This window comes from Pseudobacillus sp. 179-B 2D1 NHS (assembly GCF_045370945.1).
GTDB lineage: Bacteria > Bacillota > Bacilli > Bacillales > Domibacillaceae > Pseudobacillus.
Genome location: NZ_JBIQDP010000031.1, coordinates 12777 through 26122 on the forward strand (window position 1 = coordinate 12777; position 13346 = coordinate 26122).

Genomic DNA, 13346 nt, shown 5'->3' on the forward strand with positions numbered 1-13346 from the left:
TTTGAGAGTTTTTCTTTCATAAATATAGAAGTACATTCCCCAATTGGGCATTTCCTGCATAAGATAATCGGAAGAGTAAAAATTAACGGGGATGATCACATGGTGATTCGTATTAATTCTATTGTCAGCCGCCCGTCTTATGGGAACGACATTTTGTTTAGAGTAATGGAAATCAAAGATACGGAAGAAGGCAAAATAGCTATTTTGTCAGGAGAAGATTATCGGCTGATTGCAGACGCCCCGTTCTCCGATTTGTTAGAAGTAGACCCTGATGAACAAAAAAGAATGACACGCGCTACGAGAATGCGAGAAGAGCAGTCGCTGCACCTATTTAGACAAGAGCTAGAATTAATTAAAGAAAAGCAGGAGTACAGGGCAACAGATTGTTATCGGAATGAAAATGATGTTTTTCAAATACCAGGCAGAGTACTACACATGGATGGTGACCCCAATTATTTAAAAAAATGCTTGGCCGCTTATGAAAAAATCGGTCTTCCGGTTTATGGCATACACTGTCTGGAAGAAGAAATGCCCAAAAAAATCTCAGCATTAATCGACGAATATCGCCCCGATATCTTAGTCATAACGGGGCATGATTCATATTCAAAAACGAAAGGAAGCAAATCAGATATAAAGGCCTACCGACATTCAAAATATTTTGTACAAACGGTTCGATTGGCGAGAAAGAAAGTCCCTCACTTAGATCAATTGGTTATTTTTGCTGGAGCGTGCCAGTCACATTTTGAATCTTTAATACGGGCAGGAGCCAACTTTGCTAGTTCTCCCTTCCGTGTAAATATTCATGCACTGGATCCGGTCTACATCTCCTCTAAAATTGGCTTTACACCTTTCAATGAGCTTGTCGATGTCAGAGAAGTGTTGAGAAATACACTGACAGGTAATAAAGGGTTGGGGGGAGTTGAAACAAAAGGAGTGCTCCGCATTGGCATGCCGTTTAACCAGTCTGAGGAAGAATAAAGAAGGCGAAAAACAATTTTGTCATGGTTATTGGATTATTGGGAACGCTAAAAATATGATGAAAAAAGCAGGTTTTTGTAAAATAAAAAACGTTGACAAAAGGGGGCGCGGGTTGATAAAATATTTTATTTATTTGACTTGCTATTTAAATCATGTTATTATAAAAATAGTGAGGTGGAAGCGGATGCCAAAAACATTAGCCGACATTAAAAAATCCCTTGATTCAAATTTAGGAAAAAGACTCTTGTTGAAAGCGAACGGGGGACGCCGTAAAACTATTGAGCGATCTGGGGTTCTAGCTGAAACATATCAAGCAGTCTTTGTTGTAGAATTGGATCAAGATGAAAACGCATTTGAAAGAGTATCGTACAGCTATGCAGATGTGTTAACAGAAACAGTAGAATTAACGTTTGAAGACGCAGCAGGAAGCGCCGTTTAATTTTGCAGTAAACAATATTGTTTACTGCTTTTTTATTGGTTTAAAGTTAGTCACCTGGGAGACACTTAACTTTTCCCCGACCAAAAGAAAAGCAAACTTTTTAATAAATAGTATTTCATAGAGGCCAAACGAGCGCTCTCTGCTTTTGATGCTGTCCAGCTCCAAGCGCTAACACGTACGGCAGTTTCGGCCTGTCTGCAGAGCCAAAGAACGGGCTCTTTCAGTCAGCCCTCCAACTGCCTATCGTGCTAAACGAGCGCTCTCTGCTTTTGAAGGCTTCCCTTCATTTTCCGCTAATCGTTTTAAATAGGCTGGTTAAGCTATAAATGGCGGCAAAAGGAGGGCAACTAATGGGCAGAAGAAGAGGAATTATGTCTGACCAATTGAAAGAAGAGCTTGCGAAGGAGTTAGGGTTTTATGACACTGTTCAACGGGAAGGCTGGGGCGGAATTACAGCCCGTGACGCGGGTAACATGGTCAAACGAGCAATTGAACTGGCAGAAAACCAGCTCGTCAACAAGCGCTGACACTTTTAGCTAACTTCTAATTAAAAAGCCGCTAAGGGATCGGGGAAACCCCGATCCTTTTTTACATAGAAAATTGCTCCATCACACATCATATTTACAACTCCTAATCGACTTTATGATAAAATAAGCTAAACTGTAATGTGCACAAAGTAGGTGGCCTATTGTGAAAATAATGATGAAAGCACCGGCGAAGATTAATTTAACGCTCGATGTGCTACATAAACGTGCGGATGGATATCATGAGGTAGAGATGATCATGACAACAGTAGATCTGGCAGACCGAATTGAATTGGAACCACTCGCAAAAGATGAAATTAAAATTATATCCCATAACCGTTTTGTTCCGGATGATAAACGTAACTTAGCTTACCAGGCAGCGATGCTGCTTAAAGAAAGGTACGGCATTCGTTCAGGTGTAGCGATTGGCATTGAAAAGGTGATCCCGGTAGCTGCTGGTCTAGCAGGCGGCAGCAGTGACGCCGCTGCTACATTGAAGGGGCTAAACAAGCTATGGGATCTAGGGTTAAGTCTAGACGAACTAGCGACTCTCGGAGCGGAGATTGGTTCCGATGTTTCTTTTTGTGTATACGGCGGCACCGCTTTAGCCAAGGGACGGGGAGAAAAAATACAGCACCTTCCAGCTCCCCCGAATTGCTGGGTGGTTCTTGCTAAACCGACAATCGGTGTGTCCACAGCTGAAGTGTACAAAAATTTAAAGATTGACGGCTTGCGGCATCCTAATACACAGGCAATGATGTCTGCCATTGAAACGAAGGATTATCATAAAATGTGCGCTCATCTTGGCAATGTTCTGGAGTCTGTGACATTAAAGCTCTATCCGGAAGTGGCTCAAATTAAAGAACAGATGGAACGATTTGGAGCAGATGCTGTGCTGATGAGTGGAAGCGGACCAACCGTTTTTGGACTAATGCAGCATGATTCTAGAATGCACCGGGTTTGCAACGGCTTAAGAGGCTTTTGCGACCAGGTATACGCAGTCAGAATGCTAGGAGAAGGGATTCCTGTTGATTGAACCCGTATGTTAAGATATATTTAAAATTAAATATTCGGATTTACTCCTTAGGAGGGTCGAACAGAACATGAAGTTTCGTCGAAGTGAACGGTTAATTGACATGACACATTATTTACTGGAGCATCCACAGCAGCTTGTTTCACTTACTTTTTTTGCCGAACGGTACGGATCGGCAAAATCATCTATTAGTGAAGACTTGTCTATTGTGAAGGAAACGTTTGAACAGCGCGGCATTGGCTCTCTTCAAACCATTCCGGGAGCTGCTGGTGGGGTTAAATATTTCTCAAAAGTTAGTGAGATAGAAGCACGAAAATTTATCGCAAATCTTTGCGAACAAATTGAAAGCCCCGAGAGACTTCTTCCTGGCGGCTATTTATACATGATGGACCTGCTTGGTCATCCGCAAGTTATTCATCAAGTCGGCAAACTTCTTGCCTCTGCTTATGCAGGCATGGAGATTGATGCCATCATGACAGTAGCAACAAAAGGCATTCCCATCGCCCATGCCATTGCCTCACATTTGAATGTTCCGGTTGTTGTCGTTCGTCGGGACAGCAAAGTAACAGAGGGCCCGACTGTCAGCATTAATTATGTATCGGGTTCTACAAAGCGCATACAAACGATGGTGCTCGCAAAGCGCAGTTTGAAAGAAGGATCCAAGGTGTTGCTTGTAGATGATTTTATGAAGGCTGGCGGGACGATAAATGGAATGATCAGTCTGTTAGCAGAGTTTAATGCTTCTGTAGCAGGAATTGCTGTCCTCGTTGAAGCAGAACATGACGAGGAAAGACTCGTAGAGGATTACATATCACTTGTTAAGCTGCAAGATGTAAATGTTCGCACGTCTGCTATTTCTGTAGTAGAAGGAAATTATTTTTCCAAAAACATACAGTTTTCATAAGGAGAGGTTAAAATGAAAGTAGTAGCGACAAATCAAGCACCAGCGGCCATTGGCCCATATTCTCAGGGGATTATTGTAAATAACATGTTTTATAGTTCTGGTCAAATCCCATTAACACCTGCAGGGGAATTAGTAAATGGAGATGTAACCGAGCAAACTCATCAAGTATTTAAAAATCTTCAGGCTGTTTTAGCTGAAGCTGGAGCTTCCTTGGATACAGTCGTGAAGGCTACAGTCTTCATCGCTGACATGGAAGAATTCGGGGCAGTGAATGACGTGTACAGCCAATACTTTGGTGAACATAAACCAGCCCGTTCCTGCGTGGAAGTGGCAAGGCTGCCTAAAGATGTGAAAGTCGAAATTGAAGTAATTGCCCTCGTAAAATAATACGAGTAACCAAGAGTTGGAAACGCTTTTCTTCGCCAGCATGTTGATTGGTAGAAATGGTGGTTTTGACTGGCATATCCATCTCTAAAATCAGTTTTTTCCGTTTCGAAACACTCGTGAAATCATCACGGGTGTTTTTTTATACAAAATAAAGTAAAATTTTTTCAAAAAAAAGAAGGAATATTTGAAATATTATTGAATAGTTAGTTTAAGCTTTTTATATAGGGGAAAAAGGGGTGAACAGAGTGGAAGTAACTGATGTGAGACTAAGACGCGTAAATACGGATGGCCGCATGAGAGCGATTGCATCAATTACGTTGGACAATGAATTTGTTATTCATGATATCCGTGTAATTGACGGCAACAATGGTTTGTTTGTTGCTATGCCAAGCAAACGTACGCCAGATGGCGAGTTTCGTGATATTGCCCATCCAATCAACTCCAACACACGCGGTAAAATCCAAGATGCTGTTTTAGCTGAGTATCACCGTCTGGGAGAATTGGAAGAAGTGGAATTAGAAGAAGCAGGAGCTTCATAAATTTACATGCAACAAGAGCCTACTTCAAATGTATGGCTCTTTTTTCATTGAAAAAAACACCTCCATTTCCACTCATATTTCCCTTTTGGCATCTTCTTTCTTACATTCCTTTAAAAATCCGAATATTCATTGACAAAAATTTGTCGTTTTTTAAGCTGTCTTGAAATAAGAGCCCTTTTAAGATATAGTCAATAAGGATAAAAAGTTATAGGGGGACCCTCAATGACGAATATTTATGCTGTCATTCTTGCGGCAGGAAAAGGCACACGGATGAAGTCTAAGCTTTATAAAGTGCTTCACCCTGTCTGTGGTAAACCGATGGTAGAGCATGTGATTGATCAAATATCTGATTTACATACAAATAAAATTGTTACAATTGTTGGCCATGGAGCAGAAAAAGTAAAAGGCTATCTTGGTGAAAAGAGTGAATTTGCTTTGCAGGAAGAGCAGCTTGGTACTGCTCATGCAGTCATGCAGGCAGAAGCTATTCTTGGAGAAGAAGAGGGCTGCACACTCGTTGTTTGCGGTGATACACCACTTATTAAGTCTTCTACTATGGAGCAGCTTGTTCATTATCATACAGAACAGCAGGCGAAGGCAACAATTTTAACAGCTTATACAGAGCAGCCAGACGGCTATGGACGGATCATTCGAAACGAGCAAGGAATGGTCGAGAAGATCGTTGAGCATAAAGATGCAACAGACGAAGAACGGCAAGTAAAGGAAATCAATACAGGCACTTATTGCTTCGATAACCGCTATCTATTTGATACGTTGAAAAAAGTATCGAATGATAATGCTCAAGGTGAATACTATTTGCCAGATGTAATTGAAATTCTTAAGAAAGCTGGAGAAAAAGTAGCAGCTTATCAAACAGAGGATTTTAATGAAACATTAGGTGTAAATGATCGCGTGGCTTTAAGTCAGGCAGAGAAGATTATGCGTGAACGTATTAATGAGCAGCATATGCGCAATGGTGTCACGCTCATCAGTCCAGAAAACACATTTATCGGTCCGGATGTTGTCATCGGTTCGGATACAGTGCTTTACCCTGGAACCGTCTTATCGGGAAATACAGTGATCGGTGCTGACTGTGAAATTGGACCAAATAGTGAAATCACTAATTGCCAAGTCGGAGATCATACTGTTGTTCGCCATTCTGTAGCGGCCGATAGTGAAATTGGTTCTCGCGTGGCTATTGGGCCATTTGCACACATTCGCCCGGCTTCTCAAATCAGTGATGAAGCAAAGATCGGTAATTTTGTTGAAATTAAAAAAACTGTCTTTGGCAAAGGCAGCAAAGCTTCCCATTTAAGTTATATCGGGGACGCGGAAGTAGGAAGCGGAGTAAACATCGGCTGTGGTTCCATTACAGTTAACTATGATGGAAAAAATAAGTTTTTAACAAAGATTGAAGATGATGCATTCATCGGCTGCAATTCTAATCTTGTAGCCCCAGTTACAGTAGGCAAGGGAGCATATGTAGCAGCAGGCTCTACGATTACAAACGACGTACCTGGTGAAGCTTTATCTATTGCTCGTGCCCGTCAAGTAAACAAAGAAAATTATGTAGAAAAATTAAATCTTAAAAAATAAAGGCGGAGGTCCACCCATGCATAATCAGTATTTAGATCCGAAGTTGAAAATCTTTTCTCTTAATTCTAACCGCAAACTTGCTGAAGAAATTGCTGAAACGATCGGCGTAGAATTAGGGAAATGCTCCGTGAAGCGTTTTAGTGACGGAGAGATACAAATTAATATTGAAGAGAGTATTCGCGGCTGTGACGTATACGTTGTTCAATCAACAAGCGCACCGGTCAATGAAAATCTAATGGAATTACTCATTATGATTGATGCTCTAAAAAGAGCCTCTGCTAAAACGATTAATATTGTCATTCCTTACTATGGTTATGCACGTCAGGACCGCAAAGCCCGCGCTCGTGAGCCAATCACAGCTAAGTTGGTAGCAAACTTACTTGAAACGGCTGGAGCTACTCGCGTGATTACGCTTGATCTACATGCACCGCAAATTCAAGGATTCTTTGATATACCAATCGATCATCTAATGGGTGTACCAATCTTATCTGATTACTTTAAAGGAAAGAACTTCAGCGGAGATGATGTCGTTATTGTTTCTCCAGATCATGGCGGAGTAACACGCGCACGTAAAATGGCTGATCGCTTAAAAGCACCGATTGCTATTATCGATAAGCGTCGCCCAAGACCAAACGTAGCTGAAGTGATGAATATTGTTGGTAACATTGATGGAAAGATTGCCATCTTGATCGATGATATCATCGATACAGCTGGCACAATTACACTTGCAGCAAATGCTCTTATCGAAAATGGAGCAAAAGAAGTATACGCTTCTTGTACGCATCCTGTACTTTCAGGTCCAGCGATCGAGCGCATTCAAAACTCTAACATTAAAGAACTGGTTATTACTAACTCCATTGCCCTGCCTGAAGAGAAGAAGACTGATAAAATTGTAGAGCTATCGATTGCACCATTGATCAGCGAAGCCATTATTCGCGTTCACGAAGAGCAATCTGTCAGCACTCTATTTGATTAATAGAAAAGCGGAGGGCGCTTGTTCAGCGGCGTAGGGACTGGACGGTTCTGCATGAGATAAAGGAAACACGAAGAGCGTTAGCGATTCGATGTTGATTTATCGCAAGAAAGGGCAGGGAGTCAACTAGCCGCTAAGCGCCTCCAGCTGGACAATAGAAAAGCGGAAGGCGCTCGATTAGCGACGACAAGCATAGGTCAAGCCGTCTGGAAGGTTGTTCTTTAACCTTCTGGGCGGCTTAGCTTATGACCTTGGGTCCCAAGGAGGCGCAGTTGAGCAAAGAAAAACAGAAGGTGCTCAATTCGCGTGATAGAAGGTTGGAGGGATTTCTGTTAGAGTCACTCTTAGCTCGAGCGAGATTTTCCAAACCGCCAGCCCCTTAATAAAATAGCCTTTTCCCAAAAAGCTGTTTTTTCAGTTTTAGAGGGAAGGGCTTTTTTATTTAGGCAGGCAGACACTGGTTGCTATAAAGTGACTATGAGCAAGTCGGCGGGTCTTTCATTCAGAGATAAAAAGAAGTCATTCTGCCCTTTTATGTTTAAGTATGACGAAATCAGGGAATAGATGATTTAGGACAAAAATTTTAAACAGAGATCATAATACAGGAAGGTGAGTTTCTCTAATGAATTCAGTACTTGAAGCAAAAAAGCGTCAAGAATTTCAACGTTCTGCTAAAACTGAGCTTCGTGAGGAAGGAAATTTCCCTGCTGTCGTTTATGGAAAAGATATGGAAGCAGAATCCGTCTTCGTCAATGAAGGAGATTTCATTAAAGTCATTAAAGAAGTTGGCCGCAATGGTGTGATTTCTTTAGCAGTGGATGGAAAAGAACATAACGTTATTCTGCATGACTATCAACAAGATCCCATTAAAAATTACATTGTCCATGCGGACTTCCTTGCGGTAGATTTATCATCCGAGATCACTTCAAATGTCCGGATAGATTTAGAGGGAGAAGCAGCTGGAGCGAAAGAAGGCGGAGTTGTCCAACAACCGCTATTTGAGCTTTCAGTGACAGCCAAAGTTAGTGAATTCCCTGAAAATCTTACAGTCGATGTTTCCCACTTAAACATCGGTGATAGTTTGTCTGTTGGAGAAATCCGTGGTAATCATCCGTTTATCATTAATCATGAAGATGATGAGGTCGTTGTATCTATTCTTGCTCCGCGTGTGGAGGAAGCCGCCGAGGATAGCAATCCTGAAGCAGCAGAAGAAGGCAGAGAGGCAGAAACAAATACAGCGCAAGAATAATATAATTAAAGAGGCCAGCCCAGTTTTTACTGGAGCCGGCCTCTTTTTTATGGGAGAAAGAAGTGATGGAATAGAATTAGGCGTATAATTTCTTATGCATGTGCGTTATACTTAAATTAATTTATTGAAGAAAAATTTGAGGTGCAAAACATGAAGCTAGTTGTTGGTCTCGGCAATCCGGGGGCAAAATATGCAGGTACGAGGCATAATATCGGTTTTGATGTGATTGAGGAGTTAGCTGAACGTTTCAATTCCCCCCTCACAGAGGCAAAGCACAAAGGGGTTTATACGATTGTGCGAAAGGGAACAGAGAAAGCGATTTTGCTTAAGCCGCTTACATACATGAACCTGTCCGGAGAAAGCATCGGGGAGGTTATGCGCTATTATGATGTGGCAACAGAGGATGTTGTTGTGATTTATGATGATCTAGACTTGCCAACCGGCCGTATCCGCCTTCGACAAAAAGGCAGTGCAGGCGGGCATAATGGAATAAAGTCAACTATTGCTCATCTTGGTACGCAAAACTTTAATCGCATCCGTATTGGGATTGACCGCCCAGTTCCTCCGATGAAGGTGGTTGATTACGTATTAGGCAAATTTACGGAGGATGAGCAGGAAAAAATGAAACAGGCTGTTTCAAAGAGTGCGGATGCAGTAGAAGCATGGTTGGAAAAGCCGTTTCTTGAAGTAATGAACGAATATAACATTCAAACGTGAATAAATGCTTTCTTCTTTGCCTATACTAACGTTAACTACATAGTAGAGGTTAGCAGCAAAGGAGGAGGCACATGGCCATTCATTACGTTTGCCGCCATTGCGGAACGACAGTTGGGAGTCTTAAACAGCCAGTTGTTTCAAGCCGGCAGCTTGGCATTCACGCACTGACGGAAGACGAGAGAATAGAGATGGTTCAATACGATTCTGAAGGTAACGTGACAATAACAACAATATGTGAAGATTGTGAGGAGTCTCTTCAAAGAAACCCTGATTTTCACCAATACGATTATTTTATACATTAAAGCAGCTTTGGACAGCGATCCAAAGCATTTTTCTGTTTTCCACCAGGGCAATACACAGACAGCCTTGGCTGAACGGACAGCAAAGCGTCCATTTAAGGGGAGGAAGAAAGTGTGAATAGTTTACAGAAAATTCTCTTACAAAATAATGATATTCAATCTATTTTTGATGGGGTAACAGGAGGGCTGAAGGAGCAACTGGCCGCAGGTCTTTCGGGATCATCAAGAGCCCTTTTTATTTCGGCTGCCTATGAAAAAACAAGCAAGCCGATCATTGTAGTAACATACAACTTACTGCAAGCTCAAAAGTTATATGATGATTTGCTGCAATTTGTAGACGATCAAGAAGTGTATTTATACGCGGCTAATGAGTTAATAGCAGCAGAAATTAGCGTGGCCAGCCCTGAATTGCGTGCCCAGCGGATTGAAGTGCTGAATCATATGGTCCATGAGGCAAAGGGGATTTATATCGTTCCTGTTGCCGGATTGCGAAAGCTGCTTCCGCCTAAAGAAGTATGGGCTGGCTTGCAAAAAACCATTAAAGTTGGAGAAGAAATCGATCTAGACAATATGATTCATCAGTTTGTGCAAATGGGCTATCAACGTACAGATATGGTGTATGCTCCGGGGGAATTCAGCTTACGTGGTGGCATTATCGATATTTATCCGTTAACAATCGAACATCCTGTGCGAATCGAACTATTTGATACAGAGGTAGATTCGATTCGTACCTTCTCCATGGAGAATCAGCGTTCTATTGAAAATAAGTCTGCTATTGAAATCAGTCCAGTAACAGAAACACCTTGTTCTTCTGAGCAGCTCGTCATCCTATCGCGGCGGCTGGAGGAAGCTTTACAAGACTCACTAAAGAAGGTAAAGAAGGCTGAAACGAAACAGTTGATGAAAGAAAATATCAGCTTCGAGATCGATCGACTAAAGCAAGGGATAGCAATAGACGGGTTATCCAAATATACAGCTTTACTGTATGAGAACCCAATGAATTTAACGGACTATTTACCGGAGAATGGCCTTGTCTTTTTTGATGAAATCAGTCGGATCAATGAAATGAATGATTCTTTGCAGCAGGAGGAAGCTGAATGGTATGTTGCCTTGCTCGAAGAGGGGAAAATTATTCATGATATTAAGCTCTCCTATCATTTTACAGAGACACTATCAGCTATCCGACAGCCCATCATTTACCTTGCGCTGTTTTTGCGTCAGGTCGCTCATACGAGACCCGAAAACATTGTGAATTTCTCTTCACGGCCAATGCAAGATTTTCACGGGCAGATGAACGTGCTTCATGCAGAGGTGGAACGGTGGAGAAAGCTTGGCATGACAGTTGTATTTCTCGGTGAAAGCGAAGAGCGAATAGCTAAAATTCAGCGAGTTCTAGCAGATTATGAGATTGAAGCCACTAGTTCACTAGAAAAAAATAATATTATCGAACGAGTGGTACAAGTCGCTCGAGGCTCTTTGACAGCAGGATTTGAATTTCCTGCCCTGCATCTAGCGGTTATTACAGAACAGGAGCTTTTCAATAAGAAGCCAAAAAGAAGCAAGCGACGACAGAAACTGTCTAATGCAGAGAGAATTAAGAGCTATTCTGAATTGAAGCCGGGCGATTACGTGGTGCATGTGAACCATGGGATTGGGAAATATTTAGGAATTGAAACGCTCCAAATTAAAGGAGTGCACAAAGACTACTTAAATATTAAATACCAGGGAACAGACCAACTTTATGTTCCGGTCGAACAAATCGAACTCGTGCAAAAATATGTAGGTTCAGAAGGCAAAGAACCTAAAGTATATAAATTAGGTGGCAGTGAGTGGAAGCGCGTAAAAAGTAAAGTTCAATCTTCTGTCCAGGATATTGCCGATGATCTGATCAAGCTTTATGCAGAAAGGGAAGCAGCTAAAGGGTATGCATTCTCACCTGATGGGGAAATGCAACGAGAATTTGAAGCCGCTTTCCCATATGAAGAAACGGAAGACCAGGTTCGTTCTATTAATGAAATCAAAATAGATATGGAAAAAGAACGGCCGATGGATCGTTTATTGTGTGGAGACGTCGGTTATGGAAAGACGGAAGTCGCGATTCGGGCAGCTTTCAAAGCGATTGCTGATGAAAAACAAGTAGCGTTTCTTGTGCCGACCACTATTCTTGCTCAGCAGCATTTTGAAACAATGAGCGAGCGCTTTCGGGACTTTCCTGTAGAGATTGGATTGTTAAGTCGCTTTCGTTCTAGAAAGCAACAGACAGAGACGATTAAAGGCCTTAAAAATGGCACGGTAGATATTGTTGTTGGAACCCATCGCCTTTTGTCGAAAGATATTCAGTACAACGATCTAGGGTTGCTAATCGTGGATGAAGAGCAGCGTTTCGGGGTAACACATAAAGAAAAAATTAAACAGCTGAAAACAAATATAGACGTTTTAACGCTAACGGCGACTCCGATCCCGCGAACTCTTCATATGTCGATGCTCGGTGTAAGAGATTTATCTGTTATTGAAACGCCACCGGAAAATCGTTTTCCAGTGCAAACATATGTGGCAGAACTCAATCCGGCTTTAATTCGGGAAGCTATTGAACGAGAACTGGCCCGTGAAGGACAAGTGTTTTATCTGTATAACCGTGTAGAAGATATTGAGCGGAAAGCGGACGAAATTGCCATGCTTGTGCCGGATGCGAAAGTTGCTTATGCCCATGGCCAAATGACGGAACGAGAGCTCGAAAATGTGATCTTAGGCTTTCTGGAAGGAGAATTTGATGTTCTTGTCACGACAACGATCATCGAAACGGGTGTCGATATTCCAAATGTAAATACACTCATTGTCCACGATGCCGACCGGATGGGCTTGTCCCAGCTTTATCAAATCCGTGGCCGTGTCGGACGTTCTAACCGAGTAGCCTACGCTTATTTTATGTATCGCAAGGATAAGGTATTGTCAGAACAAGCAGAAAAGCGCTTGCAGGCGATCAAGGAATTTACCGAGTTGGGCTCTGGCTTTAAAATTGCCATGCGAGACTTATCCATTCGCGGGGCAGGAAATCTGCTTGGTTCTCAGCAGCATGGGTTTATTGATTCTGTCGGTTTTGACTTGTATTCTCAAATGCTGAAGGAAGCAATCGAGCAAAAACAAGGAACGGACAAACAAGAAACAGGCCCTTCGTTTGAAGCAGAAATTTCTATTGATGCTTACATTCCGGATACGTATATTAAAGACAGCCGCCAGAAAATTGAGATGTATAAGCGTTTTAGAAGTATAGAATCATTAGAAGAAGTGGAAGAACTTAAAGAGGAAATGGTTGACCGGTTCGGTGATTATCCACATGAGGTAGCAGATCTGTTTAAGGTAGCAGAGATGAAGGTATATGCCATAGCTGCTCAATTGGAGTTAATCAAGCAGGAAAAAGAGTCGGTATATATATTGATGAATGAAGCTGGAACAAAACAAATCGATGGCTCAAAAGTGTTCAATATCTGTAATAAACATGGCCGTTCAGTGGGTCTGGGCATGGAGGACAACAAACTCAAACTCACCATTGATATTAAGAACATGGCCACTAATACATGGTTCGAAATTGCCTTTGATATTATAAAGAACTTGGAGACGGCGAAAAAATAAAGGGAAAAACACAACAAAATGTATAGAACTTCCCAGATGATAAATAATAACAATCACAGGGGCAATATCATCGAGCTT

The 13346-nt window shown here is 41.9% G+C and carries 13 protein-coding genes; all 13 read left to right on the plus strand.

Translation table 11 applies throughout. The annotated features are described in order from the left end of the window. The first annotated feature begins 99 nt into the window (after positions 1 to 99). Entirely contained in the window at positions 100 to 978 is an 879-nt protein-coding gene (yabG, locus tag ACH0BF_RS21900) for a sporulation peptidase YabG (protein ID WP_120035805.1), read from the plus strand. Positions 979 to 1162: 184 nt separating this feature from the next. Beyond that, complete coding sequence (gene veg, locus ACH0BF_RS21905) at positions 1163 to 1417, plus strand: biofilm formation stimulator Veg (RefSeq protein WP_049666021.1); 255 nt, start codon at positions 1163 to 1165, stop codon at positions 1415 to 1417. 350 nt (positions 1418 to 1767) lie between these two features. Continuing rightward, positions 1768 to 1944, plus strand: a complete 177-nt coding sequence (locus ACH0BF_RS21910) for a small, acid-soluble spore protein, alpha/beta type (RefSeq protein WP_039234758.1) — start codon at positions 1768 to 1770, stop codon at positions 1942 to 1944. A 163-nt stretch (positions 1945 to 2107) separates the two neighbouring features. After that, positions 2108 to 2977, plus strand: coding sequence for a 4-(cytidine 5'-diphospho)-2-C-methyl-D-erythritol kinase (ispE, locus tag ACH0BF_RS21915; protein ID WP_120035806.1), 870 nt, complete (start codon positions 2108 to 2110; stop codon positions 2975 to 2977). 67 nt (positions 2978 to 3044) lie between these two features. Beyond that, positions 3045 to 3878, plus strand: a complete 834-nt coding sequence (gene purR / locus ACH0BF_RS21920) for a pur operon repressor (protein ID WP_120035807.1) — start codon at positions 3045 to 3047, stop codon at positions 3876 to 3878. 12 nt (positions 3879 to 3890) lie between these two features. Further along, a complete protein-coding gene (gene ridA / locus ACH0BF_RS21925) occupies positions 3891 to 4265 on the plus strand; it encodes a 2-iminobutanoate/2-iminopropanoate deaminase (RefSeq protein WP_120035808.1) in 375 nt (124 codons plus the stop codon). A gap of 245 nt (positions 4266 to 4510) precedes the next feature. Continuing rightward, positions 4511 to 4804 carry a septation regulator SpoVG gene (gene spoVG / locus ACH0BF_RS21930; RefSeq protein WP_041101893.1) on the plus strand — a complete coding sequence of 98 codons (294 nt, stop codon included), beginning with the start codon at positions 4511 to 4513 and terminating at the stop codon, positions 4802 to 4804. Between the two features lie 222 nt (positions 4805 to 5026). Next, positions 5027 to 6400: a bifunctional UDP-N-acetylglucosamine diphosphorylase/glucosamine-1-phosphate N-acetyltransferase GlmU gene (gene glmU, locus ACH0BF_RS21935; protein ID WP_120035809.1), complete on the plus strand. Its 1374-nt coding sequence runs from the start codon at positions 5027 to 5029 to the stop codon at positions 6398 to 6400. A 16-nt stretch (positions 6401 to 6416) separates the two neighbouring features. Continuing rightward, complete coding sequence (locus ACH0BF_RS21940) at positions 6417 to 7376, plus strand: ribose-phosphate diphosphokinase (RefSeq protein WP_120035810.1); 960 nt, start codon at positions 6417 to 6419, stop codon at positions 7374 to 7376. A 619-nt stretch (positions 7377 to 7995) separates the two neighbouring features. After that, on the plus strand, positions 7996 to 8622 hold the full coding sequence (locus ACH0BF_RS21945; protein ID WP_406910297.1) for a 50S ribosomal protein L25/general stress protein Ctc: 627 nt from the start codon (positions 7996 to 7998) through the stop codon (positions 8620 to 8622). A gap of 150 nt (positions 8623 to 8772) precedes the next feature. Beyond that, the gene (pth, locus tag ACH0BF_RS21950) at positions 8773 to 9339 is read left to right on the plus strand and encodes an aminoacyl-tRNA hydrolase (protein ID WP_120035812.1); all 567 of its coding nucleotides are present in this window, start codon (positions 8773 to 8775) and stop codon (positions 9337 to 9339) included. Between the two features lie 71 nt (positions 9340 to 9410). Further along, on the plus strand, positions 9411 to 9641 hold the full coding sequence (fin, locus tag ACH0BF_RS21955) for an anti-sigma-F factor Fin (RefSeq protein WP_120035813.1): 231 nt from the start codon (positions 9411 to 9413) through the stop codon (positions 9639 to 9641). A gap of 111 nt (positions 9642 to 9752) precedes the next feature. Next, positions 9753 to 13268: a transcription-repair coupling factor gene (gene mfd / locus ACH0BF_RS21960; RefSeq protein WP_340851634.1), complete on the plus strand. Its 3516-nt coding sequence runs from the start codon at positions 9753 to 9755 to the stop codon at positions 13266 to 13268. Positions 13269 to 13346: the final 78 nt, after the last annotated feature.